27 protein-coding genes and 1 pseudogene are annotated in these 25,574 nt (G+C 61.6%); 14 read left to right on the top strand and 14 right to left on the bottom strand.

All coding sequences use genetic code 11. The features are described 5' to 3' along the window. Positions 1-5 precede the first annotated feature (5 nt). A complete protein-coding gene (gene ubiE / locus ASE36_RS07040) occupies positions 6-782 on the bottom strand; it encodes a bifunctional demethylmenaquinone methyltransferase/2-methoxy-6-polyprenyl-1,4-benzoquinol methylase UbiE (RefSeq protein WP_062276891.1) in 777 nt (258 codons plus the stop codon). Between the two features lie 137 nt (positions 783-919). On the opposite strand from ubiE, the gene mutM reads away from it, so the two are divergent. The 5 genes from mutM (at position 920) to ASE36_RS07015 (ending at position 6,091) form a co-directional block, all read left to right on the top strand. Beyond that, positions 920-1,810 carry a bifunctional DNA-formamidopyrimidine glycosylase/DNA-(apurinic or apyrimidinic site) lyase gene (gene mutM / locus ASE36_RS07035; protein ID WP_062276888.1) on the top strand — a complete coding sequence of 297 codons (891 nt, stop codon included), beginning with the start codon at positions 920-922 and terminating at the stop codon, positions 1,808-1,810. A 28-nt stretch (positions 1,811-1,838) separates the two neighbouring features. Further along, positions 1,839-2,612 (top strand): enoyl-CoA hydratase, encoded by a 774-nt coding sequence (locus ASE36_RS07030; RefSeq protein ID WP_062276885.1) that lies wholly within the window; start codon positions 1,839-1,841, stop codon positions 2,610-2,612. A gap of 191 nt (positions 2,613-2,803) precedes the next feature. Then, positions 2,804-3,070, top strand: coding sequence for a 30S ribosomal protein S20 (rpsT, locus tag ASE36_RS07025; protein ID WP_062276883.1), 267 nt, complete (start codon positions 2,804-2,806; stop codon positions 3,068-3,070). An 820-nt stretch (positions 3,071-3,890) separates the two neighbouring features. After that, entirely contained in the window at positions 3,891-5,447 is a 1,557-nt protein-coding gene (dnaA, locus tag ASE36_RS07020; RefSeq protein ID WP_062276880.1) for a chromosomal replication initiator protein DnaA, read from the top strand. A 53-nt stretch (positions 5,448-5,500) separates the two neighbouring features. Beyond that, on the top strand, positions 5,501-6,091 hold the full coding sequence (locus tag ASE36_RS07015) for a class I SAM-dependent methyltransferase (RefSeq protein WP_062276877.1): 591 nt from the start codon (positions 5,501-5,503) through the stop codon (positions 6,089-6,091). Here ASE36_RS07015 and ASE36_RS07010 read toward each other — a convergent pair. Genes ASE36_RS07010 through rph form a run of 5 tightly spaced genes read right to left on the bottom strand, consistent with a single transcriptional unit; the run spans position 6,073 to position 9,824 of the window. Further along, positions 6,073-6,831 (bottom strand): class I SAM-dependent methyltransferase, encoded by a 759-nt coding sequence (locus tag ASE36_RS07010; RefSeq protein WP_062276874.1) that lies wholly within the window; start codon positions 6,829-6,831, stop codon positions 6,073-6,075. The genes ASE36_RS07015 and ASE36_RS07010 overlap by 19 nt on opposite strands. Positions 6,832-6,847: 16 nt before the next feature. Beyond that, the gene (gene hemW, locus ASE36_RS07005; protein ID WP_062276871.1) at positions 6,848-8,029 is read right to left on the bottom strand and encodes a radical SAM family heme chaperone HemW; all 1,182 of its coding nucleotides are present in this window, start codon (positions 8,027-8,029) and stop codon (positions 6,848-6,850) included. A 3-nt stretch (positions 8,030-8,032) separates the two neighbouring features. Further along, positions 8,033-8,677 carry an RdgB/HAM1 family non-canonical purine NTP pyrophosphatase gene (rdgB, locus tag ASE36_RS07000; RefSeq protein ID WP_062276869.1) on the bottom strand — a complete coding sequence of 215 codons (645 nt, stop codon included), beginning with the start codon at positions 8,675-8,677 and terminating at the stop codon, positions 8,033-8,035. A 10-nt stretch (positions 8,678-8,687) separates the two neighbouring features. Beyond that, positions 8,688-9,095, bottom strand: coding sequence for a VOC family protein (locus tag ASE36_RS06995; protein WP_062276866.1), 408 nt, complete (start codon positions 9,093-9,095; stop codon positions 8,688-8,690). A gap of 12 nt (positions 9,096-9,107) precedes the next feature. Next, positions 9,108-9,824 (bottom strand): ribonuclease PH, encoded by a 717-nt coding sequence (gene rph / locus ASE36_RS06990; protein WP_062276863.1) that lies wholly within the window; start codon positions 9,822-9,824, stop codon positions 9,108-9,110. A 171-nt stretch (positions 9,825-9,995) separates the two neighbouring features. On the opposite strand from rph, the gene hrcA reads away from it, so the two are divergent. After that, positions 9,996-11,084: a heat-inducible transcriptional repressor HrcA gene (gene hrcA, locus ASE36_RS06985; RefSeq protein WP_062278174.1), complete on the top strand. Its 1,089-nt coding sequence runs from the start codon at positions 9,996-9,998 to the stop codon at positions 11,082-11,084. A 331-nt stretch (positions 11,085-11,415) separates the two neighbouring features. Beyond that, positions 11,416-12,069: pseudogene (gene grpE / locus ASE36_RS06980) on the top strand (nucleotide exchange factor GrpE); the annotation flags it as partial. A 76-nt stretch (positions 12,070-12,145) separates the two neighbouring features. Here the strand turns inward: grpE and ptsN are convergent. The 6 genes from ptsN to lptC form a co-directional block, all read right to left on the bottom strand. Further along, entirely contained in the window at positions 12,146-12,610 is a 465-nt protein-coding gene (gene ptsN, locus ASE36_RS06975; RefSeq protein WP_062276857.1) for a PTS IIA-like nitrogen regulatory protein PtsN, read from the bottom strand. A 68-nt stretch (positions 12,611-12,678) separates the two neighbouring features. Then, a complete protein-coding gene (gene hpf, locus ASE36_RS06970) occupies positions 12,679-13,254 on the bottom strand; it encodes a ribosome hibernation-promoting factor, HPF/YfiA family (RefSeq protein ID WP_062276854.1) in 576 nt (191 codons plus the stop codon). Positions 13,255-13,477: 223 nt separating this feature from the next. Beyond that, positions 13,478-15,046, bottom strand: coding sequence for an RNA polymerase factor sigma-54 (rpoN, locus tag ASE36_RS06965; RefSeq protein WP_062276851.1), 1,569 nt, complete (start codon positions 15,044-15,046; stop codon positions 13,478-13,480). A 137-nt stretch (positions 15,047-15,183) separates the two neighbouring features. Further along, positions 15,184-15,984 (bottom strand): LPS export ABC transporter ATP-binding protein, encoded by an 801-nt coding sequence (lptB, locus tag ASE36_RS06960; protein ID WP_062278172.1) that lies wholly within the window; start codon positions 15,982-15,984, stop codon positions 15,184-15,186. Positions 15,985-16,005: 21 nt separating this feature from the next. Continuing rightward, entirely contained in the window at positions 16,006-16,560 is a 555-nt protein-coding gene (locus tag ASE36_RS06955) for an LptA/OstA family protein (RefSeq protein WP_062276848.1), read from the bottom strand. After that, complete coding sequence (lptC, locus tag ASE36_RS06950) at positions 16,557-17,240, bottom strand: LPS export ABC transporter periplasmic protein LptC (protein WP_062276845.1); 684 nt, start codon at positions 17,238-17,240, stop codon at positions 16,557-16,559. The genes ASE36_RS06955 and lptC overlap by 4 nt, the downstream gene beginning before the upstream one ends. A gap of 329 nt (positions 17,241-17,569) precedes the next feature. Here lptC and ASE36_RS06945 point away from each other — a divergent pair, with 329 nt between their 5' ends. From ASE36_RS06945 to ASE36_RS06920, 6 genes are all read left to right on the top strand, one after another. Continuing rightward, a complete protein-coding gene (locus ASE36_RS06945; protein WP_054149157.1) occupies positions 17,570-17,872 on the top strand; it encodes an integration host factor subunit beta in 303 nt (100 codons plus the stop codon). A gap of 93 nt (positions 17,873-17,965) precedes the next feature. After that, positions 17,966-18,322: a LapA family protein gene (locus ASE36_RS06940; protein WP_062276843.1), complete on the top strand. Its 357-nt coding sequence runs from the start codon at positions 17,966-17,968 to the stop codon at positions 18,320-18,322. An 82-nt stretch (positions 18,323-18,404) separates the two neighbouring features. Next, positions 18,405-19,595, top strand: a complete 1,191-nt coding sequence (locus ASE36_RS06935; protein ID WP_062276841.1) for a class I SAM-dependent methyltransferase — start codon at positions 18,405-18,407, stop codon at positions 19,593-19,595. Next, complete coding sequence (locus tag ASE36_RS06930) at positions 19,592-20,452, top strand: TrmH family RNA methyltransferase (protein WP_062276838.1); 861 nt, start codon at positions 19,592-19,594, stop codon at positions 20,450-20,452. The genes ASE36_RS06935 and ASE36_RS06930 overlap by 4 nt, the downstream gene beginning before the upstream one ends. Before the next feature lie 5 nt (positions 20,453-20,457). Further along, positions 20,458-20,949 (top strand): signal peptidase II, encoded by a 492-nt coding sequence (gene lspA, locus ASE36_RS06925; RefSeq protein WP_062276835.1) that lies wholly within the window; start codon positions 20,458-20,460, stop codon positions 20,947-20,949. A gap of 105 nt (positions 20,950-21,054) precedes the next feature. After that, positions 21,055-21,912, top strand: a complete 858-nt coding sequence (locus tag ASE36_RS06920) for a GNAT family N-acetyltransferase (RefSeq protein ID WP_413813647.1) — start codon at positions 21,055-21,057, stop codon at positions 21,910-21,912. A 90-nt stretch (positions 21,913-22,002) separates the two neighbouring features. Here the strand turns inward: ASE36_RS06920 and ASE36_RS06915 are convergent, their stop codons facing one another. After that, positions 22,003-22,233, bottom strand: a complete 231-nt coding sequence (locus ASE36_RS06915; RefSeq protein WP_062276830.1) for a hypothetical protein — start codon at positions 22,231-22,233, stop codon at positions 22,003-22,005. Between the two features lie 117 nt (positions 22,234-22,350). Between ASE36_RS06915 and ASE36_RS06910 the strand changes: the two genes are divergently transcribed. After that, positions 22,351-23,271 (top strand): LysR substrate-binding domain-containing protein, encoded by a 921-nt coding sequence (locus ASE36_RS06910; RefSeq protein WP_062276828.1) that lies wholly within the window; start codon positions 22,351-22,353, stop codon positions 23,269-23,271. Here the strand turns inward: ASE36_RS06910 and ASE36_RS06905 are convergent, their stop codons facing one another. Further along, entirely contained in the window at positions 23,272-25,557 is a 2,286-nt protein-coding gene (locus ASE36_RS06905; protein ID WP_062278170.1) for an NADP-dependent malic enzyme, read from the bottom strand. Positions 25,558-25,574 lie beyond the last annotated feature (17 nt).

The raw sequence follows: 25,574 nt of genomic DNA, 5'->3' as shown, positions 1-25,574 counted from the left end.
GCCGGTCAGATCTTCCAGCCGGAATGCAGCGCCGCGATGCCGCCGGTGAAATTGGTGAAGCGCACGCTTGCGAAGCCGGCACGCTCGATCATCCGCGCAAAGTCCGGCTGGTTCGGGAACTTGCGGATCGATTCCACCAGATACTGATAGGGCTCCGCATCACCCGTGATCATCTTGCCAAAACGCGGGATCGCGTTGAACGACCAGGCGTCATAGACCTTGTCCAAGAGCGGCAGCTCCACTTCCGAGAATTCCAGCACCAGCAGTCGGCCCCCGCGCTTCAGCACCCGGAAGGCCTCCGACAGCGCCACATCGATATGCGGCACATTGCGAATACCAAAGGCAATCGTATAGGCGTCGAAGGTGTTGTCCTCGAAGGGCAGGCTTTCGGCGTTTGCCTCGACAAAGGTGAGGTTTGGGGTAAGCCCCTTCTTTTCCGCGCGTTCTGCGCCCACACCCAGCATTGAGCCATTGATGTCGAGCACGGTCGCATGGGCCAGCCCGTTGGAGGCTTCCACGATTCGAAACGCGATGTCGCCGGTGCCGCCGGCAACATCCAGCACTTTATAGTTCGGATCCTTGCGCGGATTGAGCGAGGCGACCATCGCATCCTTCCACACCCGGTGCAGCCCGGCCGACATCACGTCATTCATGATGTCGTAGCGCTTGGCCACCTTGTGGAAGACCTCGTTGACCAGGCCCTGCTTTTCCTGCTCGTCGACCTGACGGAACCCGTAGGAGGTTTCCATGCCACCATCGGCGGAAATGCGGCTTTCGGTCATCGGTTCACTCCACGGTACGGACAGGTCGGGGGACCATAGCGAAAAGGCTTCTCACGCGCTATCTGCGCAAGTACACCCGCTTCAAGGCTGGTCTATAGACCGTAAAACAGGCGCTTCAAACAGAAAGATGGGCTGAAATGCCGGAATTGCCAGAGGTAGAGACAGTCCGTCGCGGCCTGGCGCCGACGATGGAAGGCGCACAGCTGCGACGCCTGGAGCTGCGCCGCCCCGACCTACGCTTTCCACTGCCGCGCGATTTTGCCGCAAGGGTGGAAGGCCGTCGCATCGAGGCGCTGTCGCGCCGCGCCAAGTATCTCCTCATTGATCTGGATGACGGCGCAACCGTGATTGCCCATCTCGGCATGTCCGGCTCTTTCCGCATCGAAGAGGGGGAGGCGGCAGAAACACCCGGCGTCTTCCATCACGAGCGCAGCAAGGACGAAAAGCACGACCACGTTCTTTTTCATCTGGAGCGCGCAGAAGGCCCGGTCCGCGTCATCTACAATGACCCCCGCCGATTTGGCTTCATGGATCTCGTCAACCGCGCCGAGCTCGACGATTACCCCGCCTTCCGCGATCTCGGGCCCGAGCCCGTCGGCAATAGGCTCTCAGCCGATTATCTGGCTTCGCGTTTTGCCGATCGCAGCCAGCCCCTGAAGAGCGCACTGCTCGACCAGAAAGTCATCGCCGGGCTCGGCAATATCTATGTCTGCGAAGCGCTCTGGCGGTCGCATCTGTCGCCCACCCGCAAAGTCTCGACCCTGGTGACCAAGACCGGCAAGCCGAAGCCGGAGCTGACGCTGCTTGCCTCGTCCATCCGCGAGGTGATCGCCGACGCCGTCGAGGCCGGTGGCTCGTCGCTGCGCGACCATATCCAGACGGATGGTACGCTGGGCTATTTCCAGCACTTCTTCCGCGCCTATGACCGCGAGGGCCGCGACTGCCTGACGGAGGGTTGTGGCGGTACCGTCGAAAGGATAGTTCAATCCGGTCGCTCGACATTCTATTGTCGCCGGTGCCAGAAGTGAGCCTTGAAGGCCAGCCAGGGAGAGAGACATGTCATTCGAAACGTTGTTGACTGAACGTCGCGACCGCGTCGCCGTTATTACCCTTAACCGGCCGCAGGCGCTGAATGCGCTCAATTCCACGGTCATGCGCGAACTGCGCCAGCTGCTGTCCGAGCTGGAGACCGATGCGGGCATCGCCGCGGTTGTTCTCACCGGCTCGGAAAAGGCCTTTGCCGCCGGAGCCGACATCAAGGAAATGCAGTCGCTCGACTTTGTCGATGCCTATACCGGCGGCTTCATCGGCGGCTGGGACGATATCGCCGGCTTCCGCAAGCCGATCATCGCCGCCGTCTCCGGCTTTGCGCTGGGCGGCGGTTGTGAGCTCGCCATGATGTGCGATTTCATCATTGCCTCGAAGACCGCGAAATTCGGCCAGCCCGAAATCACCCTTGGCATCATTCCCGGCATGGGCGGCTCCCAGCGCCTGACCCGCGCCGTCGGCAAGGCCAAGGCGATGGATCTGTGCCTCACCGGTCGGATGATGGATGCGGCGGAAGCCGAGAGCGCTGGTCTCGTCGCCCGCGTGGTCGAACCGGAGCGCCTGCTTGACGAAGCCCTGGAAGCCGCCGCCAAGATCGCTGGCTTTTCTCTGACCGCCGTCTTGATGGCGAAGGAGGCGGTGAGCCGCGCTTTCGAGCAGACATTGACGGAGGGCCTGCGCTCTGAACGCCGCCTATTCCACTCGCTCTTTGCCACCGAAGACCAGAAGGAAGGCATGGCGGCCTTCGTCGAGAAGCGCAAGCCGGCCTTCCGCAACAGATAAGCGCCCGCAACGGCGCGTTATCTGCAGAATCCGCGTTGACGCATTCGCGCTTTCCCGCTATATGCCCGCCCACGGTTGGAAAAGCCTTTAGTGCCTTTCCATGAAACAGCTCCCCAAGTGCTGGTATGGCAGGTCGCAACGACCCGACGCGGCGATGGTGGGCTTTGGTTTGAATTTCGAGAGAGGCATCTATGGCCAATACTTCTTCGGCGAAAAAGGCGACCCGCAAGATCGCTGCCCGCACTGCAGTCAACAAGGCTCGTCGCTCGCGCGTTCGTGGTTTCATCCGCAAGGTCGAAGAAGCGATCGCTTCCGGTGACGCAGCGGTTGCCAAGGATGCCCTGCAGGCAGCCCAGCCGGAACTGCAGCGCGCCGCCACGAAGGGCGTCGTTCACGCCAACACCGCATCGCGCAAGATCTCGCGCCTGGCGGCTCGTGTGAAGGCTCTGGCTGTCTAATTTTAGACACCATTCTGACAAAATCTAAAGAGCCTGGCGTTTCGCCGGGCTTTTTGCGTTGTCCGCCGGCCTCCCGTCAAAATTGTGTTTTAGGATATGCTTGTGCGCCGCAGCGTGTCAATGGCGTGACAGAAAATCTACATATATTTCAATATCTTGGGGGAGGTGCCTGTGTGTTGGCTCGCTTCCCCTTGGGGCAGGTTGGGCGCTTCGCGAGTCAAGAGAATTTTTATTTTTTCGCGTCCAGGAAAGTCCAATTCGGGACTGATTGTGAATCTCCTTGATTCAAAAGCGATTCTTTTTCAGCCGAATGTGACGCAAAAATGAAGTACCAAGAGTCAATGGCCATGCGCCGAATTCGCGTAAAAATCAGTGTTGATCTTGCCTTTTGATCCTGCATTAATGATCTCCAGCAAAGGGCGCGGGACTGGTCTGCAAAGACGGTCTGGAAGGTAGAAATACCGATCCGACACGCAAGCCTTTGCCGGAGCGGAGTGTTTCCATTCCGTTTTCTCTAAAAGTAACCGGCATTGCATCGGCAACCCCTGTGGTTTCCGCGTGGTGGCGGTTTTGCGCCTCGATCGGGCTTGCTGCCGGATCGAGCAAGAGTGGACCGCATGTCGAGGATGCAGTCCACTATAATGAGAGCAGGTCGTCGTCTTGGGGGGATGGTGGCCGGACTGATGCGAAGCCTTTGGCTGAAGGCTTGGAACCAGTCCATTCGGGGACTGTTGATCCGGTTACGGATCGCCATAAGAGAAGCGGCTGTCGGACGGCTTAAGAGGCGCCCGGCACCTGGAATGATTTGGAAGGCGGCAAAATGCAGACGAATTCTATGACGGCCGGTGCGTTGGCGAACGGGGACAATGCACATTCGGCGCTGGGCGCCGCATGCTCCGAGGGCGCGGGAGACAATGCCGAAATGAAGCATGACGCTCTTTTCGACCGGTTCAGCAAAAGATTGAAAGCCCAGGTTGGGGTTGATGTGTATCAGAGCTGGTTCGGCCGCCTGAAGCTGCACTCCGCCTCCAAGAGCGTGGTGCGCCTGACAGTCCCGACGACCTTCCTGAAGTCGTGGATCAACAACCGCTATCTCGATCTCATCACCACGATCTTCCAGGCCGAGGATCCGTCGATCCTCAAAGTCGAGATCATGGTGCGCAGCGCAAGCCGCAACATCCGTGGCCCGGCCCTCGACGAGCGTCAGCCAGGTGCAGAGCCCGCCCCGCAGCAGGCGGCCAGCCGCAAGCCGGGTCCGCAGCACATCGGCCAGATCGCCTCTCCTGCCGGTCCGTCCTCCGTCACCGGTCGCGCCGCCAGCACCGCAAGCCCGCTTTTCGGCTCGCCCCTCGATAGCCGCTATACCTTTGATGGCTTCGTCGAAGGCGCATCGAACCGTGTGGCACTCGCCGCCGCCAAGACGATTGCCGAAGCCGGCGCCGGCGCCGTGCGCTTCAACCCGCTTTTCATCCATTCCTCGGTTGGCCTCGGCAAGACCCATCTTCTGCAGGCAATCGCCAATGCCGCTGTTCATAGCCCGCGCGCACCCCGCGTCGTCTATCTGACCGCCGAATATTTCATGTGGCGCTTCGCCACTGCCATCCGCGACAACGATGCCCTGACGTTGAAGGACTCGCTGCGCAACATCGACCTCCTCATCATCGACGACATGCAGTTCCTGCAGGGCAAGATGATCCAGCACGAGTTCTGCCATCTCCTCAACATGCTGCTCGACAGCGCCAAGCAGGTCGTCGTCGCCGCCGACCGCGCGCCGTGGGAACTGGAATCGCTTGATCCGCGCGTCCGCTCGCGTCTCCAGGGTGGCGTTGCGATCGAGATGGAAGCGCCTGATTACGAGATGCGCCTCGACATGATGAAATCGCGTCTGGAGGCCGCCCGCAAGGACGATCCGTCGCTCGATATCCCCTCCGATATTCTCGAGCATGTTGCCCGCAACATCACCAGCAGCGGCCGTGATCTGGAAGGTGCCTTCAACCAGCTGCTGTTCCGCCGCTCCTTCGAGCCGAACCTGTCAATCGAACGCGTCGACGAACTGCTCGCCCACCTCGTCGGCGCCGGCGACCAGAAGCGCGTCCGCATCGAAGACATCCAGCGCGTCGTCGCCCGTCACTATAATGTGTCGCGCCAGGAACTGGTCTCTAACCGCCGCACCCGCGTCATCGTCAAGCCGCGCCAGATCGCCATGTATCTGTCGAAGACGCTGACCCCGCGCTCCTTCCCCGAAATCGGCCGCCGCTTCGGCGGGCGCGATCACACCACGGTGCTGCATGCCGTGCGCAAGATCGAGGAGCTGATCTCCGCCGATCAGAAGCTGTCGCAGGAAATCGAACTGCTGCGACGCCTGATCAACGAATAAGACGACATATCAAGGCCGGCTCCCAAGCCGGCCTTTCTTTTTGAGCAGATCCCATGACCGGCGATCCTTCCCTTCGCTTCTATGACGAGAACGCCGCCCTCTATGCGGCGCGTGACAGGCGTCTGCCCGAACCGCAGATGATCCGTTTCATCGAGCGTCTGCCAGCGGGTGCCCGCATTCTGGAACTCGGTTGCGGCGCAGGCGGCGACAGCGAGGCCTTGCTCGCGCGCGGTTTCGATGTCACCCCCTCGGATGGATCAGCCGCCATGGCATCCGAAGCCGAGCGAAGGTTGGGACGCCCGGTTCTGGTCCTGCCATTCCAGCAGCTGGGATACGAAGCGGAATTCGACGGCATCTGGGCCAATGCCTGCCTTCTGCACGTCCCGCGCAACGATCTTCCGGATGTCCTTGGCCGCATCATCAGGGCGCTGCGCCCCGGCGGGCGCTTCTATGCCAGCTTCAAGGCGGGCGGAGCGGAGGGGCTCGACCGCCTCGGACGCTACTACAACAGGCCTTCTCAAGAGGAACTGGAAGCACTCTGCCGGCCCGCCGGCTTCACCGAGATCGACATCGAAACTGTCTCAGGCGGCGCCTTTGACGGCGAACCGACCACCTGGCTCTATCTTCACGCGGGCCTGGCCTGAACCCTGGCGACGGGAATGATTTCAGGGCTGGTCGCGGAAGAGGGGCTGCCGTCGAAATCACCGAGCCAGTCTGTCGCCGCAAAACCCGCTTCCGTCAGCAATCGACCAATGGTCTCGCGGTCCGCAAACCGCAACCGGCTCTCGCTTAACCGCCTTTCGCTAGTTTCCAGAAGCGTGAACACGGCATCGAAGGTGACATGCTCGCCCTCGATCGCCTTCACCTGGTAGAATACTTCGACCGGCCCAATCCCGTCGACATCCCGAAACTCGCGCGTCTCGCCTTCCGTCCAGTGGTCCCACGCCCGCGCAAGCGGATTGCGGCTCTCGAACACCAACCGCCCCTCGGGCGCCAGATGCCGCCGAACAAAATCCAGCATCGCTCGCGTTTCGGCATCGTCGAGAAACACCTGAAAAACATGACCGGTCATGATCACCAGATCGAACTTTTCGTCGAGAGATAGTCTGGGGTCGAGCGCACTTCCCTCAACCCAGTGCACACGGTGGCCCATGTCCTTGCTCCGCGCCACCGCCAGCATGCCGGGTGCGGGATCGAGACCTGTCACCGCGTGCCCAAGATCGGCGAGCGCCAGCCCGATCGATCCAGTGCCGCAGCCGATGTCGAGCACCCGGCAAGGCGTGTCCGCAAGGCCGAGATAAAAGGCTTTGTCGTCCCCGTGACTGTTGAAGGCATCATACAGGACAGCCATGTCATGTCGGGCAAAGGCATCATCGACAGGCATGACACTCTCCTTCGTTTCAGCAGGCGAGATCGGCCACCACGGCGTTCAGGATCAGCATGCCTGCCGGCGTGCAGCGCAGGCGGGAATTGCCCAGCCGCTCGATGAAGCCCTGTTCCAGCAGGAACTGCTCCTTGTCCGGGTCCGGATCACGACCGGAGAGCTGTTGCCAGCGGGCGAGATCGACACCCTCGCGCAGCCGAAGTCCCATCATCAGCAATTCGTCAGCCTGGGCCTCGTTGTCGAGATCCTCCCGATCGACGATCCCGTGGCCATCCTGCTCGACGGCGGAGAGCCAGGTCTCCGGATGCTTCTGCGCTGCCGTCGCGATCTTCAATCGCCCCTGCGTCAGCCGCCCATGCGCCCCCGGGCCGATCCCGGCATAATCGCCGTAACGCCAATAGGTGAGATTATGCCGGCTCTCGGCGCCCGGCCGCGCATGGTTGGAAACCTCATAGGCCGGCATGCCCTCGCGTGCGGTAATCTCCTGCGTCGCCTCGTAAAGCGTCGCCGCCTGCTCCTCGTCCGGCACGATCAGCTTGCCGGCCTTGTGCAGCCCGTAAAAGGCGGTGCCTTCCTCGATCGTCAGTTGATAGAGCGACAGGTGATCGACCGCATAGGAGATCGCCTCCTTCAACTCGCGCTCCCAAGCCTCCACCGTCTGGTTCGGCCGAGCATAGATCAGGTCGAAGGACATACGCGGAAAGATCTCCCGCGCTAGCCGGATGGCTTTCAGCGCATCGGCCACGTCATGCAGCCGCCCAAGGAAGCGGAGATCCGCATCGTTCAGCGCCTGAACGCCCATCGACACGCGGTTGACGCCGGCGGCGCGATAGCCGTGAAAGCGCGTCGCCTCGACGCTGGAGGGATTGGCCTCCATGGTGATCTCGATACCGTCGGGCACATGCCAGGTCGAGGCAATGCCGTCCAGAATGGCGCCGACGGTCGAAGGATCCATCAGTGATGGCGTGCCACCGCCCATGAACACGCTGGTCACCGTCTTCGGTCCCGACAGCGCCCGCATCGTCTTCATTTCGGTGAGGAAGGCCTGGACGAAACGCGCCTGATCCACCGGCTGGTGGCGCACATGGCTGTTGAAGTCACAGTAAGGACATTTGGCCGCACAGAACGGCCAATGGATATAGACCCCGAAACCGGGCTCTCCCGTGTCGGGCAAAAGCGTGGACGACCTGTCGGTCAAAGCTCATGCCTCCAGGCAGGTTTCGACGAACAGCTTGAACGCCCGCGCCCGGTGCGACAGGGCTTCCGGGTCGCCCGGCTTCCAGCCGTGCTTTTCATCTGCCGTCATCTCGCCAAAGGTGCGCGCATGGCCCTCCGGCTGGAAGATCGGATCATAGCCAAAGCCCGCCGTCCCGCGCGGCGGCCAAGCAACGACGCCCTCGATCTCGCCCCGGAAAAATTCAGTATGGCCATCCGGCCAAGCAAGGCAGAGCACGCTGACGAAGCGGGCGGTCCGCTGGGCGGGTTCCGTCGCGCCGCGCTCGGCAAGCGCCTTTTCCACCTTCCCCATCGCCCAAGGAAAATCGCGTGTCCCGTCCTCGCGCTCGGCCCAATTGGCCGTGTAGACGCCAGGCGCGCCGTCGAGAGCGTCGATGACAAGACCACTGTCGTCGGAGAGGGCGGGAAGTCCCGAAGCCTTGGCCGAGGCCAGCGCCTTGATCGCCGCATTCTCCTCGAAGGTCGTGCCCGTCTCGTCGGGTTCGACGAAGTTGAGATCCTTCGCCGACTTGGCGGAGAACCCAAAGGGGCCGATCAGGTCGGCGATTTCGGCGATCTTGCCGGCATTGTGGCTGGCAACAACGATGGTGCGTGTGTCGAGCTTGCGCATAGTGAATGTCCTATTCGAGATCCCACAGGCGGGGATCGGCGCATTCCAGGCTGTTTCCCGCCGGATCGCGGAAATAGATCGATCGGGCGCCGTTCGGCCAGGTGACGGTCGATTCCAGGGGAATGCCGGCATTCTTCAGCTTGTCCGCCATGGCGTCGAGATCATTCCCGGTGACGCGGAAACAGGCATGGCCGGGCCCGGTCGTGCCGTGTCTCGGCACGTCCAGTGAGCCGGGCGGCAAGGGTTTCAGCGTTTCCACACCGTTGAAAATCAGCAGTATGCCGGATCCGCAGCGGTAAAAAATGTGGCGATTGCCGTTCCGTTGGATCGTCTCAAGTCCCAGCACCCCACCATAGAAGGTTTCGGCCTTGTCCAGATCGTCCACATAAAGGGCGGTTTCGAGAACGCCTTCGATCATGCTTTCCTGCCTTCAGGCAATCGCCTGCTTCTGCAGCGCCACCAGTTCGTCAATCCCGTTGCGGGCGAGACCCAGCAGCGTCAGGAATTCGTCCTGGCTGAACGGCTTGCCTTCGGCGGTGCCCTGGATCTCGACGATGCCGCCGGAGCCTGTCATGACGAAGTTCGCATCGGTTTCGGCTGCGGAGTCTTCCAGATAATCGAGGTCGATCACCGGCTGATTGGCGAATATCCCGCAGGAAACGGCGGCGATATGGTCTTTGAGGACCTTCTCGACCTTAATCATGCTGCGGGCTTCCATCCACTTCAGGCAGTCATGCAACGCAATAAAGGCGCCGGTAATCGACGCCGTTCGCGTGCCGCCATCCGCCTGGATGACGTCGCAGTCGATCGAAATCTGCCGCTCGCCGAGCGCTTCGAGATCAACGACGGCCCGCAGAGACCGGCCGATCAACCGCTGGATTTCCTGGGTACGGCCGCTCTGCTTGCCCGAGGATGCCTCGCGGCGCATGCGCTCGCCGGTCGCGCGCGGCAGCATGCCATATTCCGCCGTCACCCAGCCCTTGCCGGAATTGCGCAGCCATGGCGGCGTCTTTTCTTCCAGGCTCGCGGTGCAAAGCACATGCGTATCGCCGAACTTCACCAGGCAGGAGCCTTCGGCATGCTTGGAAAAATTGCGCTCGAAAGAAACTTTGCGCATTTGGTCGGTTTTTCTGCCGGATGGCCGCATTGCTATCTCCTGGGTTGTCAGAGCCTTCTAAGGACGGCGGCGGGTATTTGCAAAGAAAAACCATGTGCAGGTCCTGCAACGGCGGGCAGCCGGCCAATTACCCCTTTGTCATCCACCTGCGAATGACTATATTCTTGCCATGGAAACAATGAGATCATGCCAGCCCTGACAATGGCCGCATCCAACACGACCATCGCAGATGTTGCAGCATCGCTGGACGACCGCTCCAGAGAGGTCTTTCGGCGGATCGTCGAGACCTATCTCGATTCCGGCGATCCCCTCGGCTCACGCAATCTCTCCCGACTGCTGCCCATGTCGCTCTCGCCCGCTTCCGTGCGCAACGTGATGAGCGATCTCGAGCATTTGGGTCTCATTTACGCCCCCCATGTCAGCGCCGGCCGACTGCCGACACAGGCGGGCTTACGCTTCTTCGTCGATGCCTTCATGCAGGTCGGCGACCTCTCGGAAACCGAGCGCGACAGCATCGAACGCCAGATCCGTCCCTCAAGCCCGGACCAGCCGGTCGAAACTATGCTGACCGAGGCCAGTCGCATGCTGTCGGGCCTGTCGCGCGGCGCGGGCTTGGTCATCTCGGCGAAGAATGATCCGGTCCTCAAACATGTCGAATTCATCCGCCTGGAGCCGACCAAGGCGCTCGCCGTGCTCGTCGGTGAACACAATCAGGTCGAAAACCGCATCATCGATCTGCCCTCGGGCGTCACCGCCTCGCAGCTCACCGAAGCCGCGAATTTTCTCAATGCCAATCTGACCGGCCAGACACTGCGCGAATTGCGCAGTCAGATCGACAGCATGAAGGCCGAGGTCGCCTCCGAGCTCGACACGCTCTCCCAGGACCTCGTCAAGCGTGGGCTGGCAGTCTGGTCGGGCGAGGGGGCCGAGCAGAACCCGACCCGCCTCATCGTGCGCGGTCGTGCAAACCTGCTCGAAGGCCTCGTTGACCTCGAAGATATCGATCGCCTACGCCTCCTCTTCGATGATCTCGAGCGCAAGGAAAGCCTGATCGAGATCCTTGATCTGGCCGAAAGCGGCCCGGGTGTTCGCATTTTCATCGGCTCGGAGAACAAGCTCTTCTCGCTGTCTGGCTCGTCGCTGATCGTTGCCCCTTACCGGGACGGCGAGGACCGCATCGTCGGCGCTGTCGGCGTAATCGGCCCGACCCGGCTTAACTATTCCCGCATCGTGCCGATGGTCGACTATACAGCCCAGCTCATGGCGCGCTTGTCGCGCTCCGGGCGGTAATACCAAGTCTCGATGATAGAACCTATAGGATGGCTAATGGCAGGTCGCTGGCTAGGCGCGATGCGCCGGGCGATGCTTCCGCATCGTCCAAGCGGCGCAACAACGCCAGAGGCCTCCCATTAGCCAACTTCGGTCGGCTTCTCGCCCCTTCTGGCGTCGTCGAGATCCTCGACCGATGCGCAAGCATCGCTCTTCGGACCTCTCCTAGCCAGCAGGGACGATCGAGCCGATCCTATCGGTTCCTATCATCGAGATTTGGTATAAGGCCGAATTGGCCGGCGACCCTTGATTTTTTCACCCTAAACCCTGATATCGGGCACGAAATCGAACCCCGTGTTCGAAAACGCAGAATCATTCGGAGAACGTCATGACCGAAGAAACCAACAAGAACGGACCTGACGCGGACGCCGCAGAGGCTTACGCTACCGAAGCTCAGGAAGATCAGTCGCAGGCTGAAGCCGAAGGCGGCGAGACTGATGCGCTCGAAGCCCTGAAGGCGGAAAATGCCGACTTGCGCGATCGCTTCCTGCGCCTCGCAGCCGACATGGACAACCTGCGCCGTCGCACCGAACGCGAGATCAAGGACGCCAAGTCCTATGCCATGACGGGCTTCGCCCGTGACATGCTCTCCGTCTCCGACAACCTGCGCCGCGCCATCGAAAGCCTGCCGGAAGACGCCCGCGCTGGCGCCGATGCTGCGGTCACGGCCCTTATTGAAGGCGTCGAGATGACCGAGCGCGGCATGCTGGCGACCATGGAACGTCACGGCATTCGCAAGATCGAGCCGGTCGGCCAGAAGTTCGACCCGAACTTCCACCAGGCCATGTTCGAAGTGCCCAATCCTGACGTGGCAAACAACACCGTCGTCCAGGTCGTGCAGGCCGGTTATGCGATCGGCGAGCGGGTCCTGCGCCCTGCCATGGTTGGCGTCGCCAAGGGCGGCCCTAAGGCGGAAGCTTCCGCCGAGGATGCTGCCAAGGCCTGATCACGGGCGTCACCGCAAACGAAAAAAGCGCCCCGAGAGGCGCTTTTTTTATATCTGCACGGTGCGTCGATGCCGCTTAAGCGGCGTTCGAGGCCTGCTCCTCATTGAGGAAGGTATAAATCGCCGAGGCGGATTCCGTTGCGCGCAGCTTGGCGACCAGATCCTGGTCGCGCAGCACGCGGGCAATGCGCGACAAGGCCTTTAGGTGATCGGCGCCAGCACCTTCCGGTGCCAGTAGCAGGAAGACGAGATCGACCGGCTGGTCGTCCAGCGCTTCGAAATCGACAGGGGTTTCGAGCCGGGCGAAAACCCCGGTGATCTGCGTGACCTTGTTAAGCTTGCCATGTGGAATGGCGATGCCATTGCCGACGCCGGTCGAACCCAGCCGCTCGCGCTGCAGGATGACGTCGAAGATTTCGCGCTCGGGGATATTGGTCAGCTTGGAAGCCTTGGCCGCGAGTTCCTGAAGCAGCTGCTTCTTCGAATTCACCCTGAGTGTCGGTACGACAGCGTCCTGATGCAGCAAATCTGCCAAGGCCATATCAATTTCCTTCATGCGTCTGAGCCGGTGGCGGGCGAACGTTTTCGCGTTTGCCCGCGCCAGTCTCGTCAGCCTTTGATGTTGGCGGAATCGATCCACCCGATATTACCGTCATTGCGACGATAAACGATATTCAATTGTTCTTTTCCCGGGCTTCTGAACAGCAGCACCGGTTCGTCCGTCATGTCGAGGGCCATGACTGCCGAAGCAACCGTCATGGTCCGCAATTTCTTCGTGCTCTCGGCCACGATTGTCGGCGCATAGTCTTCCGGCAGTTCCTCATGATCCTCGTCGACGGAGTCCATGACCGTGTAGGCCACCTCGATCGGCGGGTTCGATGCTTCGCCGGCGTGATGATCCTTCAGCTTGCGCTTGTAGCGGCGCAGGCGCTTCTCGACGCGCTCAAAGGCGGTGTCGAAGGCCACTTGCGGATCATTGGCCTCACCTGCGGCGTGCAGGTTTGCGCCGGTATCGAGATGCACCAGGCAATCGGCCGAAAATCGCGACTGCGATTTTGCCACGACCACTTGCCCGGAATACCCTCCGTCGAAGTATTTGGTAACCGCATCCTGGATTCGGTCTTCGATCCGCTGGCGGAAAGTTTCACCGATTTCCATCTGCTTGCCGGATACACGCACACTCATGGAGTTTCCCTTCTTATGATTGGTTACGTGCCCATTTTACGCCAAGCGACGCCCGCGTCCAAGCTTTTAGAGTGGTGCGGGCAGTCTGTACCTTCGTTTGTCGGGCGTGATCCGGCCAATTGTCTCCGGGGCCAACAGTGTGCGCTGTCGATTGCGGCGCGCTTCTAGCCGCCATCCCGTCAAAAGTCAATGACCGGTTAATTTCCCGGATTTCAAGGGGGTCTCAGTGGGTGGGGATCTTCGCCATGGCGCGCTTTTCCCGCCGCCGCTGAACCGAGGACGGGATGTTCATGGACTCACGGTATTTTGCCACGGTCCGGCGCGCAAGCTCCACGCCGCCGGATTTCAGCGTGTCGACGATGTCGTCGTCCGATAACACCGCCTCCGGGCTCTCTTTCTCGATCAACGCCCGGATCCTGTGACGAACGGCTTCGGCCGAGTGGCTGTCGCCACCTTCTGCGGATGCGATCGACACCGTGAAGAAATATTTGAGCTCGAACAGCCCGCGCGGCGTCAGCATATATTTGTTGGTGGTGACGCGGCTGACGGTGGATTCATGCATCTTGATCGCGTCTGCGACCGTTTTCAGGTTCAGCGGCCGCAGGTGATCGACCCCGTGATCCAGGAAGGCCGATTGCTGCCGCACGATCTCGGCCGCCACCTTGCTGATCGTGCGCGCCCTCTGGTCGAGGCTGCGGGTGAGCCAGTTGGCGTTCTGCATGCATTCCGACATGAAGGCGTGATCGGGACTGTCCTTCGCCCCACCCTGGCGCCCCACCGCCACCATATAGCTGTGATTGACCAGCACCCGGGGCAGCGCATCCGGATTGAGCTCGACCTGCCAGCCACCATTGTTGTCCGCGCGCACGACGACGTCGGGCGTCACCGATTCCGAGACGCTGTGCTCGAAAGAGCCGCCCGGCTTCGGGTTGAGCTTGCGGATCTCCGACAGCATGTCGAGCAGATCCTCCTCGTCCACGCCGCAGAGCCGCTTCAGGGTGGCAAAATCCCGCTTGGCGAGGAGCTCGAGATTGTCCACCAGCATGGCCATTGCCGGATCATAACGGTCGCGCTGGCGCAGCTGGATCGCCAGGCATTCGCTGAGCGAGCGCGCAAAGACGCCTGCGGGCTCCAGCGTCTGCAGCGTCTGCAACACGGTTTCGATCTGCTCCCGGGCACGCCCCAGTCGCGCCGCCAGGTCATCGAGATCGAGCCGCAGGTAGCCGCACTCGTCAAGGTGATCGACCATGACGGCCGCAATCAGTTGGTCGGCAGGTGTCGGAAGAGCAAAAGGAATCTGCTGGTTCAGGTGGTCACGTAGGCTGATCTGCCCGGCAACGAAATCGTCGAGATCGAAGCCTTCCCCGGTCTCCCCGGAACTCCCCGGCATCGACTTCCACTGCCCGAGCAGCTCCGGCGCATCGGGACGCATGCTGGAGCCTTCGTCGGCAAAGGCGGTGTCGAAATTCGTGTCCAGCCGGTCATTGAGGTTCTCGCTGCCGCTGCCCTCATACCAGTCGCTGTCGAGCGAGGGGCTTGCAATAGTATCGTCGGTGGATTGGCCGTTGTTGACGCTGGCGCTGCCATGGGCGTCGGCGGTATCGGCAGCGTCGGAGCCCAAATCTCCGTCATCTGCATTCAATTCGAGCAGGGGATTGCGTTCCACCTCTTGCGAGATGAACTGCATCAATTCGATATGGGTCATCTGCAGCAGTTGGATGGACTGCACCAACTGCGGTGTCATCACCAGCGATTGGCTCTGTTTCAGGAACAGATTCGCGGACAAGGCCATGGCGGACGCTCGACTCCCCTGCATTCACCCCGCAAACTGCGAATTATGCAGGGCGAAATCCACTTGGCCCAAAAATTGCTTTTTATTTTGGTTTGGTCAAGCCGCAGGAGGTCGCGGGCAGACTTTTATTGTCCAGCTCAAAGGCTGAACTTGTCGCCAAGATAGAGGCGGCGAACATCGGCATTGTTGACGATGTCATTGGCCCGGCCATGGGTGAGCACTTCGCCGGCATGGATGATATAGGCGCGGTCGATGAGCCCCAGCGTCTCGCGCACATTATGGTCGGTAATCAGGACCCCGATCCCGCGCGCCGTCAAGTGGCGCACCAGATTCTGGATATCCGAGACCGAAATCGGGTCAACGCCGGCGAAGGGTTCGTCGAGCAGCATGAAGGTCGGGTCGGTCGCCAGCGCGCGGGCGATTTCCAGGCGCCGCCGCTCACCACCGGAGAGCGCCACCGAAGGTGACTTGCGCAGCTTCTCGATATGGAACTCGTTCAGCAACTCGTCGAGCTTTGCCTCGCGCTGCTTCTTGTCCGAGATATGCACTTCGAGCACGGCCCGAATATTGTCTTCCACGCTCAAGCCACGAAAGATCGACGCTTCCTGTGGAAGGTAGCCCACGCCCAGCCGTGAACGACGATACATCGGCATCGACGTCACATCATTGCCATTGATCGATATTGTGCCGGCATCAACAGGCACAAGGCCGGTGATCATGTAGAAACAGGTGGTCTTGCCCGCACCGTTCGGGCCGAGCAGGCCAACCGCCTCGCCCCGGCGCACGACCAGCGATGCCCCGTTCACCACGCGGCGGGAGTTATAAGTCTTGGTCAGACCATGTGCGATCAGCGTGCCCTCATAGCGCGCCTTGTCGCCCGGCAAACCTGCCGGCGCAGTCGCCGGATTGGCCTGCTTAGTCCTGGAAAAAAACGGAATTTGCACGTTCAAACCGATCGGTCACTTTTTCTGCGATTTGGGGTCGAGCTGGATCTGCACGCGACGCCCGCAACTGTCGAGTTTGGCCTGGCCGGTTTCCATGTGCACCGTCAGCTTGCAGCCGACGAAAACATTCTGCCCTTCCGACAGCACCACCTTGTCGCCTTCGAGCACGAAGACCTGCTGTGACATGTCGAAAAAGCCCTTGTCGGCGGTAGCCTGCTGCGTCTCCGACTGCAGGAACACCTTGTCCGAGACGTCGATCTTCTCGATGTCGGCATTGCCTTGCGTGACTGTGCTGCCCTCGCCACGGTAGAAAACCGTCATGGCGCCGGCCTGAAGCGTGGTGGTGCCCTGCACGACCTTGACGTTGCCGGTGAAGAAAGCCTTCTTCTCCTGCTCGCGAATTTCCAGCGCGTCGCTTTCGATCTGGATCGGCTGATCGTTGGACAGCTTCATCCCGGCCATCTGGCTGCTCTTCGTCTGAGCCATGGCCGCAGATCCGGCAAAGGTGGCACAGCCGGCAGCGAGCACGAGACCAGCGATCATGAGCGGGGAGAGGCGGCGATGTTTCATGGCTGGATCGTTTCCATTGACCGATTGCTGCGCAGGGAGGACGGCTCGATGTTCAACCTGACATCCCCCGAAAATATCATTGTTCGACCCTTATCCTTCATATTGAGGGAGTTCGCAACAATCGACGCGCCCTTGGTTTGAATGGCGATCGGGTCTTTCGTTTCCATTGTGCCGCCGGCAATGTCGAGGCGCGCGGAATTGAACTGCGCGTCGATCCCACTCGACAGATTGAGCGTGAACGGCTTGTCGAGATTGAGCAGATTGGCGCCCCTGTCGAACAGCCCGCCCTGGGCCACGATTCGCGCCACCACCTTGTCGTTCACAGGCACGGCCGCGGTGATGGTTTCGAGATTGATCAGGTTCGGATTCTTGATGTCCTGAAGGGCCCGGTCGGCCCGCATCGAGTAATTGACCCCGTCGGAATTGCGGCCCGCGATCGCCGGCTTTTCCATCACGATCTTGCCGTTCTCGATCTTCGCCGACTCGATATGCAGCTCTTCCGGCATCATGCTGCGCACGGCCGAAACCCCGATAAAGATCAACGAGATGATCAGTGCCGCCACCGGCAGAAGCACACGCAGCCGCCGCACGCGCGCCGAATGGCCCACCGCGCGACGATAGGCTGCCGCATCGGAGGCGGCTCCGTTTGCCTGACGGATGTCGGTGGGGGTCTGCAGCATTCGTCGCAATCCGTTTTGATGGCGGGCAGCCAGTCTGCCGAGCGGCCCGCAGTTTTTGTCGTTTCGCATGTCTCTCGGCGCTTGCCAATACGGCGCATATGGATTGTCGCAAGCGCGGCACAAGAGGAGGTGCCGGAGCATCTAAAGATCGCCCGTCTTCTCTCCTTCATGCGGAGAAAGTGAGACCGGCGCCCTTCCAAATGTTTGTGACATCGGTCATTGGCTTAGCAAGGTGCTCGCGCTATGGTTAAGTTGTTCCTTGACTGTGCTTTTTTGCTTTGGCAACGTTGGCGCCGCTCAAGTCACAACAGAAAATTCAGGGGGTCGGCGTGATCAAGTCGGAATTGGTGCAGATTGTCGCGGCCCGTAATCCGCATCTCTATCACCGCGATGTCGAAAATATCGTCAACGCAGTCCTGGATGAGATCACTGATGCGCTTGCCGCCGGCAACCGCGTGGAACTGCGCGGCTTCGGCGCCTTCTCCGTGAAGAATCGCCCCTCGCGATCCGGCCGCAACCCGCGCACCGGCGAAACCGTTTTCGTCGAGGAAAAATGGGTGCCCTTCTTCAAGACCGGCAAGGAGCTTCGCGAGCGTCTGAACCCCGGCATGGGCGATGAAGACGACGAATAAGATCGGGCCGCATTGAAAATTCAGCGCCTGGCCTTACCTTGGAGCTGACGACATGCCGCCTGCATCGAGGGCGGAACAGCAGGGAGTTGCAACATGGTCCGGAAAATCGTGAGCCTCGTGATCCTGCTGCCGCTGGCGATCCTCCTGGTGGTTCTCGCCGTCGCCAATCGTCACCCCGTCAGTCTGGCCCTCAATCCGTTCAACCCTGCAGATCAGGCCTTGTCGCTCTCGGCGCCGCTCTTCGTCCTGCTCATCCTTGCGGTCATGCTGGGCGTGCTGCTCGGCGCCGTCGTCACCTGGTTCTCCCAGGGCAAGCATCGCAAAAAGGCCCGCAGCCAGTCGCGCATGGCACAGCAATGGCAGGCCGAGGCCGATCGCCAGAAGACCCGCGCCGAACAGATCGCCGGTGCAACCCTGCCTCAGGCCACCCCGCAACTCGCCGCCAAATAGCCTCGCGGCAAATTTTCTTTTCGCGCCCTGTCCGGAATGCTAAGGGCTGGCCGAGATCAGCACCGAGCCACGGATCATTGACGTGAAGAACAAGGAACGTCGCCCCGGCGCCAAGCCATTCCCGGGAGCGAAGCCAAAAGCCAATGGCGATGCCGGCCGCCCCCGCCCGCCGAAGGCAGGGGACGTTGCTGGCAAGCCTGCACGGCCATCGTCGGCGCCTGCAGCGGGGCACGCAGCCGGCAAGTCCGAGCGCAGCAGTTCCCGGCCGATGCGTCGCAGCCCCGCAGAAGACGGCAAGGTCGCAAGCCCTGCTGATGCGGCTTCCGAACCGGCCCGCCCGCTCGCCATCCGCACCGGCGACCGTCCGGCCGAGCGCGTGCCGCTCATCCTCGAATCCTCCGGCGCCGGCGATTTCCACCTGATCGACAGCGGCGACGGTCTGAAGCTGGAGCAATACGGCCCCTATCGCATCGTCCGCCCGGAAGCCCAGGCGCTCTGGCCAAAGGCACTACCCACCCATGTCTGGGATAAGGCCGACGCCGTCTTCACCGGCGACACCGACGAAGACGGCATGGGCCGCTGGCGTTTCCAGCGCGAGGCGCTCGGCGAAACCTGGCCGCTGTCTTTGCTCGGCATCGATTTTCACGGCCGCTTCACCGCCTTCCGCCATGTCGGCGTCTTCCCCGAGCAGATCGCCCATTGGAGCTGGATGAAGCAAAAGATCGAATCCGCAGACCGGCCGCTGAAGGTCTTGAACCTCTTCGGCTATACCGGTGTCGCCTCGCTTGTCGCCGCCGCTGCCGGCGCCGAAGTCACCCATGTCGATGCGTCGAAGAAGGCGATCGGCTGGGCCCGCGAGAACCAGTCCTTGAGCCGCCTCGATAAGGCGCCGATCCGCTGGATCTGCGAGGATGCGATGAAGTTCATCCTGCGCGAGGAGCGCCGTGGCCATCGCTACGACATCATCCTCACAGACCCGCCGAAATTTGGCCGGGGTCCCAATGGTGAGGTCTGGCAGCTCTTCGACCATCTGCCGTTGATGCTCGACATCTGCCGCGAACTCTTGGCGCCCAAGGCCGTGGGCCTTGTGCTGACAGCCTATTCGATCCGCGCGAGCTTCTATTCGATCCACGAACTGATGCGCGAAACCATGCGCGGCAAGGGCGGTCTGGTCGAATCGGGCGAACTCGTGATCCGCGAGGCAGGCCTCGACGGCAAGACGCCGGGCCGCGCGCTCTCCACCTCTCTCTTCAGCCGCTGGGTACCGAAATGACCGACGACTATCGAAACGAGGGGCCGCGCCGCGTCGGCCAGGTCAAGGAAGTCACCAGCCTCGCCAATCCCATCATCAAGGACATCAAGGCGCTCTCCCAGAAAAAGGCGCGCGACGAGAGCAAGATATTTCTCGCCGAAGGCCTGAAGCTCGTCATCGATGCGCTCGATCGCGGCTGGACCATCCGCACCCTCGTCTATGCCAAGGCCGGTAAGGGCAAGCCGCTGGTCGAGAAGGTCGCCGCCCGCACCGTTGCCGCAGGTGGCCTTGTGCTGGAAGTCAGCGAAAAGGTCATGTCCTCAATCACCCGGCGGGAAAACCCGCAAATGGTCGCCGCCGTCTTCGAGCAGCGCTGGACGGCACTCAAGGATATCAGGCCGCAGGATTCCGAAACCTGGATCGCGCTCGACCGCGTTCGCGATCCCGGCAATCTCGGCACGATCATCCGCACGGCCGACGCCACCGGCGCCTCGGGCGTCATCCTCGTCGGCGATTGCACCGATCCCTTCTCTATGGAAACCGTGCGCGCCACCATGGGCTCGATGTTCGCGCTGCCGCTCATAAAGACAACGCCTGCCGATTTCCTCAAGTGGAAGAAGACGGTCGACGCCCGTCTCGTCGCGACCCATCTCGCTGGTGCCGTCGACTACCGCACCATCGACTATCGCTCCAAGCCCGTCATCCTGATGATGGGCAACGAACAATCCGGCCTGCCGGATGAGCTGGCTCAGGCCGCAGACAAGCTCGCCCGCATCCCGCAGGTCGGCATGGCCGACAGCCTCAATCTGGCCGTCGCCACTGGCGTCATGCTCTTCGAGGTCCGCCGCCACCTGCTCGCGCTCGATGGAGGCAAGTGACCCCGATGCTGTCAGCCTTCAATCGGCCGCTGCCGGTCATCCTCTTCATCATCGCCGCTCTCCTGCTCGATCAGGCGATCAAATATGCGGTCGAGATCACTCTGCCCATGCAGGAGCTGGTCCCGGTTCTACCCTTCTGGGCGCTTTACCGCACCCACAATCTCGGCGTCGCCTTCTCCATGCTGTCGCATCTCGACGCCTGGTTCATCGTGGCGCTCCGCCTCGTCATCGTCGCCTTCGTGCTCTGGCTCTGGCGCAAGACCGGCCCTGAGCAGCGTTGCGCCCATCTCGGCTTTGCCATGATCATCGCAGGCGCGCTCGGCAATCTCATCGACCGCTTCACCTATGGTTATGTCGTCGATTACATCCTGTTCTACACGCAGACCTGGTCCTTTGCGGTCTTCAATCTGGCGGACAGCTTCATCACCATCGGTGCGATCTGCATCGTCATCGACGAGGTCATCCAGCACCGGAAGCCGAAGCCCGACGCCGAGTGAGGGATAAGCGGAATTTTGTCACTTTCCTGTTGCAGTAAAGTGTTTAAACGCCCGTGACTTGAACGCTGGATTAAGCCGATGAACGTGGATGTGCTCGACCGTGGAATGATGCTGGACGCAGGCCCTGCGACGCGCCCTTCGACCGTGTCCGCCAGCCGCGATCTCCTCGGTCGCATCGGCAATCTGGAAACCCGCATCGCCGGCACAGAACGCGAAATCGACGCCGCCCAGGCCGTGCGCTATCGCGTCTTTGTCGAGGAGATGAAGGCCCAGGTTTCCTTGGAAGACGCCCGCCGTGGCCGCGAGGTCGACAGCTGGGACGCGCTCTGCGATCATCTTCTCGTGCTCGACCGCTCGATCGAGGGCGACGCCGAAGACCAGATCGTCGGCACCTATCGTCTGCTGCGCCACGACGTGGCTATCGCCCATGGCGGCTTCTATTCCGGCTCCGAATTCGGTGTGAACGCGCTCGTCGCCCGCCATCCGGGCAAGCGTTTTATGGAGCTCGGTCGCTCCTGCGTCCTACCGCAATACCGCACTAAGCGCACGGTCGAGCTGCTCTGGCAGGGTTGCTGGGCCTATGCGCTCCATCACCGCATCGACGCCATGTTCGGCTGCGGCTCTTTCCCCGGCACGCAGCCGGAAGAACACGCACTGGCGCTGTCCTTCCTGCATCAGAATGCCGTTGCCAAGGGTGAATGGGCCGTCGACGCATTGCCCCATCTTTACCGCGAGATGGACCTGATGCCTTCGGAAGCGGTCAACCCGCGCCGCGCCCTCTTCGCCATGCCGCCATTGATCAAGGGTTATCTCCGCCTCGGTGCCATGGTCGGCAATGGCGCCGTCGTCGATCAGGCCTTCAACACGACCGACGTGCTGATCATCCTGCCCATCGCCAGCATCTCCGGCCGCTACGTGAACTACTACGGCGCCGACGCCGGCCGCTTCGCCAGCGCCAGCTGACAATCGTCTCTTCTCCCCAGCGGGGAGAAGATCCCGGCAGGGAGATGAGGGGGCGGCGAAGCCGAACCGCAGACCCTCAGGTGTCACCAGTCACCGCGAAACGACACATCCGGCGGGAATGTCTCCACCTACCCCGCCTCGGCAACCATCTGCCACCTCCACCTTCCCGACCCGCAACGCCACCTCCGTCACCATCGGCAGGTCCGCAAGCTCTCTTGGGCTCATGCCGAGCAGCTCCGGATGACCCAACGGATCGTACCGCCAGTCCTTAGCGACCTGATCGCGCGGCCGAACCGCCGTCTTCCAGAAAAGCTTGAACATGGCTTCCCCTAACGCGCGCCTGCTGGACGCGAAGTCGGTTTGAACAGGCCTTGATCCTCTGCTTCCCCTCGATACTTTTCAATTGAGTTTTGACCCGGCCGGCTATAGCTTTTCTATATGAAAAACCTGAACCAGGTGCATCTGAACGGCCTGCGGGCCGTGGAAGCCGTTGCCCGCCTTGGCTCGCTTCAGGCGGCGGCAGACGAACTCGGCGTGTCGGTTGGCGCCGTCAGCCAGCAGGTGATCAAGACCGAGCAGCAGCTCGGCCGAACGCTCTTCGAGCGGACCAGCCGGGGCATGGTCCCCATCGAGACGGCGGGAGGCGTGCTCTCACGTCTTGTGGACGGCTTCCGGCTCCTGTCCGGTGCCGTCGCCTTGGCGCAGAAGACCGACGACAGCCTGCTGACCATCTCTGTTGCCCCCGTCTTCGCCGCCCGTTGGCTCGTTCATCGCATTGCCGCCTTCTCCGCGCTCTATCCCCATATCGGGCTCAGGATCGACGCCAATGACCGGCTGACCGATGCCAGCCAGACGGATGTGGATTTGCGCATTCGGGTCGGTCGCGGCCACTGGCCAGGCTTCAAATCGGAATTGATCCTCGAACAGCGCATCGCACCCGTTTGCACGCCTGTCATGGCGGCGTCTCTCAAGCAGCCCGCTGACATCCTGGACCTTCCCAAGATCATCGACAGCCGGGCCATGTTCACCTGGGATGTCTGGCTCTCAGCCGTCGGCTTGGCCGGCGCGGAGATCAAGGCGCGCCACAGTTTCAGCGAAGCCTCTCTCTGCCTGGATGCGGCGATCGCAGGCCAAGGGGTCATGCTCGCCTGGCAGACTCTCGCCTCTCACCAGTTGCAGCACGGCCAGCTGGTCGCGCCCTTCGGCCCCGCAGTAAAAACCGGCTTCGGCCACTATTTCGTCGTGCCCGAGAATGCGAAGCGGTCGGAAAAGGTGGAGAAGTTCAAGCGCTGGCTCAAGCACGAGCTTGACGGGGATATGGAGCGGCTCGCGAAAGCCGCTCCGGTTTTTGCGTCTTAATCAGCCCGCCGCGTTATAAGCCGCAATCGCCGCCATGTTGACGATGTCGCTGTCCTTGGCGCCCATTTGCGCGATCTGCACCGATTTTTCGAGCCCGATCAACAACGGCCCCATCACGGTCAGACCGCCCAGTTCCTGCAGCATCTTGGTCGAGATCGCTGCCGAATGGATTGCCGGCATGACCAGCACATTGGCCGTGCCCGACAGACGGCAGAACGGATACTGCTCCATCCGGTGCTGGTTGAGCGCAATGTCGGCGCCCATCTCGCCGTCATATTCGAAAGACACGCCGCGACGGTCGAGGATCTTCACCGCCTCGCGGACTCGCTCCGAACGCTCGCCGGTCGGATGGCCGAAGGTGGAATAGGCCAGCAGCGCCACGCGTGGCTCCAGCCCCAGCCGAAGCGCCACGCCGGCTGCCTCTTCGGCGATATCGGCCAACTCATCCGCCGTCGGCATGTCATGCACGGCGGTATCGGCCACCACGATCGTCCGTCCACGGGCCAGCGCCAGCGACACCCCGATCACCCGGTGACCGGGTGCAGTATCGATGCAACGGCGCACGTCTTCAAGGGCGGTCGAATAATTGCGCGTCGTACCCGTCACCATGGCGTCCGCATCGCCCAGCGCCACCATGCAGGCGGCGAAGTGATTGCGGTCGGTGTTGATCAGCCGCTGCGCATCGCGGTGCAGATAGCCTTTCCGTTGCAGGCGTGAGTAGAGATATTCGGTATAGGCCTCGACCCGCGTCGAAAGCCGCGCATTGACCACTTCGATCCCCGGACGGTCGAGATCGATCCCGGCTCGCTCCGCCGTCGCCTTCAGCGGCTCGTCGCGACCAAGCAGGATCGCGGTGCCAAGCCCCTGGTTGACGAAGGCGATCGCCGCCCGCATCACCTGCTCCTCTTCGCCCTCGGCAAAGACGACGCGTTTCGGATGGCTGCGCACATGCTCGTAGATGCGCTGGGTGGCCGCCGCGATCGGGTCGCGACGGGCCGACAGTTCATGGGCGTAGGCACCGAGATCCTCGATCGCCTTGCGCGCCACGCCCGTCTCCATCGCAGCCTTAGCGACAGCAACCGGAATGGCCGAGATCAGCCGCGGATCGAAGGGTACCGGAATGATATATTGCGGCCCGAAACGCGGCCGCTCGCCCTGATAGGCGGCCGCCACATCATCAGGCACGTCTTCGCGCGCCAGATCGGCGAGCGCCCTGACAGCCGCGATCTTCATCGCATCATTGATCTGGATTGCCCGCACATCGAGCGCACCTCGGAAGATGTAAGGGAAGCCGAGCACGTTGTTGACCTGGTTCGGGTAGTCCGAACGCCCGGTCGCCATGATCGCATCGTCGCGGATCGCGGCCACTTCCTCCGGAGTGATCTCCGGGTCCGGATTGGCCATGGCAAAGATGATCGGGTTCGGTGCCATCGAGGCGACCATCTCCGAAGACAGCGCCCCTTTCTGCGAAAGCCCGAACACCACATCGGCGCCCACCATAGCTTCCTTTAGCGTCCGACGGTCGGTCTTCACCGCATGGGCGCTCTTCCACTGGTTCATGCCCTCGGTGCGGCCTTGATAGATCACGCCCTTGGTGTCGCAGAGAATGATGTTCTCGCCGTTGAAACCCATGGCCTTGATCAGCTCGATGCAGGCGATCGCCGCAGCGCCCGCACCATTGCACACGAGCTTGGTCGTCTTGAAGTCGCGCCCGGTCAGCTTGAGCGCATTGATCAACCCGGCAGCCGCGATGATGGCCGTGCCATGCTGGTCGTCGTGGAAGACCGGAATGTCCATCAGCTCGCGCAGCCGGCTTTCGATGATAAAGCAGTCGGGCGCCTTGATGTCTTCGAGATTGATCCCGCCGAAAGAGGGGCCGAGATAACGCACGCAATTGATGAATTCGTCGACATTCTCGGTATCGACTTCGAGGTCGATGGAATCGACATCGGCAAAGCGCTTGAAGAGGACGGACTTGCCTTCCATGACCGGCTTGGAAGCAAGCGCCCCGAGATTGCCGAGGCCCAGAATGGCCGTGCCGTTTGAGATGACCGCCACCATGTTGCCGCGCGTCGTATAGTCGTAGGCTGTCGCCGGATCGGCAGCGATCGCCTTCACAGGCACGGCAACGCCGGGGGAATAGGCAAGCGACAGGTCGCGCTGTGTCGCCATCGGCTTGGTCGGGGTTATCTCGAGTTTGCCGGGACGCCCCTGCGAGTGAAAGTCCAGCGCCTGCTGCTCCGTTACCGAGACTTTCGTCCGGCCGGTGGTCTTCTCGTTTGCCATGCGTCCCCTCACCATCT

Origin of the sequence: Rhizobium sp. Root274 (assembly GCF_001429245.1) — a bacterium.
Taxonomy (GTDB): domain Bacteria; phylum Pseudomonadota; class Alphaproteobacteria; order Rhizobiales; family Rhizobiaceae; genus Allorhizobium.
Note: the sequence above shows the minus strand (reverse complement) of the source record. Positions and strands in the feature narration are given on the sequence as shown.

What these genes read in the sequence shown, in the direction of transcription:
- ubiE (WP_062276891.1), bottom strand. Translation starts at nt 782, where the DNA reads ATGACCGAAAGCCGCATTTCCGCCGATGGTGGCATGGAAACCTCCTAC.
- mutM (WP_062276888.1), top strand. Translation starts at nt 920, where the DNA reads ATGCCGGAATTGCCAGAGGTAGAGACAGTCCGTCGCGGCCTGGCGCCG.
- ASE36_RS07030 (WP_062276885.1), top strand. Translation starts at nt 1,839, where the DNA reads ATGTCATTCGAAACGTTGTTGACTGAACGTCGCGACCGCGTCGCCGTT.
- rpsT (WP_062276883.1), top strand. Translation starts at nt 2,804, where the DNA reads ATGGCCAATACTTCTTCGGCGAAAAAGGCGACCCGCAAGATCGCTGCC.
- dnaA (WP_062276880.1), top strand. Translation starts at nt 3,891, where the DNA reads ATGCAGACGAATTCTATGACGGCCGGTGCGTTGGCGAACGGGGACAAT.
- ASE36_RS07015 (WP_062276877.1), top strand. Translation starts at nt 5,501, where the DNA reads ATGACCGGCGATCCTTCCCTTCGCTTCTATGACGAGAACGCCGCCCTC.
- ASE36_RS07010 (WP_062276874.1), bottom strand. Translation starts at nt 6,831, where the DNA reads ATGCCTGTCGATGATGCCTTTGCCCGACATGACATGGCTGTCCTGTAT.
- rdgB (WP_062276869.1), bottom strand. Translation starts at nt 8,677, where the DNA reads ATGCGCAAGCTCGACACACGCACCATCGTTGTTGCCAGCCACAATGCC.
- ASE36_RS06995 (WP_062276866.1), bottom strand. Translation starts at nt 9,095, where the DNA reads ATGATCGAAGGCGTTCTCGAAACCGCCCTTTATGTGGACGATCTGGAC.
- rph (WP_062276863.1), bottom strand. Translation starts at nt 9,824, where the DNA reads ATGCGGCCATCCGGCAGAAAAACCGACCAAATGCGCAAAGTTTCTTTC.
- hrcA (WP_062278174.1), top strand. Translation starts at nt 9,996, where the DNA reads ATGGCCGCATCCAACACGACCATCGCAGATGTTGCAGCATCGCTGGAC.
- ptsN (WP_062276857.1), bottom strand. Translation starts at nt 12,610, where the DNA reads ATGGCCTTGGCAGATTTGCTGCATCAGGACGCTGTCGTACCGACACTC.
- hpf (WP_062276854.1), bottom strand. Translation starts at nt 13,254, where the DNA reads ATGAGTGTGCGTGTATCCGGCAAGCAGATGGAAATCGGTGAAACTTTC.
- rpoN (WP_062276851.1), bottom strand. Translation starts at nt 15,046, where the DNA reads ATGGCCTTGTCCGCGAATCTGTTCCTGAAACAGAGCCAATCGCTGGTG.
- ASE36_RS06955 (WP_062276848.1), bottom strand. Translation starts at nt 16,560, where the DNA reads ATGAAACATCGCCGCCTCTCCCCGCTCATGATCGCTGGTCTCGTGCTC.
- lptC (WP_062276845.1), bottom strand. Translation starts at nt 17,240, where the DNA reads ATGCTGCAGACCCCCACCGACATCCGTCAGGCAAACGGAGCCGCCTCC.
- ASE36_RS06940 (WP_062276843.1), top strand. Translation starts at nt 17,966, where the DNA reads ATGGTCCGGAAAATCGTGAGCCTCGTGATCCTGCTGCCGCTGGCGATC.
- ASE36_RS06930 (WP_062276838.1), top strand. Translation starts at nt 19,592, where the DNA reads ATGACCGACGACTATCGAAACGAGGGGCCGCGCCGCGTCGGCCAGGTC.
- lspA (WP_062276835.1), top strand. Translation starts at nt 20,458, where the DNA reads ATGCTGTCAGCCTTCAATCGGCCGCTGCCGGTCATCCTCTTCATCATC.
- ASE36_RS06920 (WP_413813647.1), top strand. Translation starts at nt 21,055, where the DNA reads ATGATGCTGGACGCAGGCCCTGCGACGCGCCCTTCGACCGTGTCCGCC.
- ASE36_RS06915 (WP_062276830.1), bottom strand. Translation starts at nt 22,233, where the DNA reads ATGTTCAAGCTTTTCTGGAAGACGGCGGTTCGGCCGCGCGATCAGGTC.
- ASE36_RS06910 (WP_062276828.1), top strand. Translation starts at nt 22,351, where the DNA reads ATGAAAAACCTGAACCAGGTGCATCTGAACGGCCTGCGGGCCGTGGAA.
- ASE36_RS06905 (WP_062278170.1), bottom strand. Translation starts at nt 25,557, where the DNA reads ATGGCAAACGAGAAGACCACCGGCCGGACGAAAGTCTCGGTAACGGAG.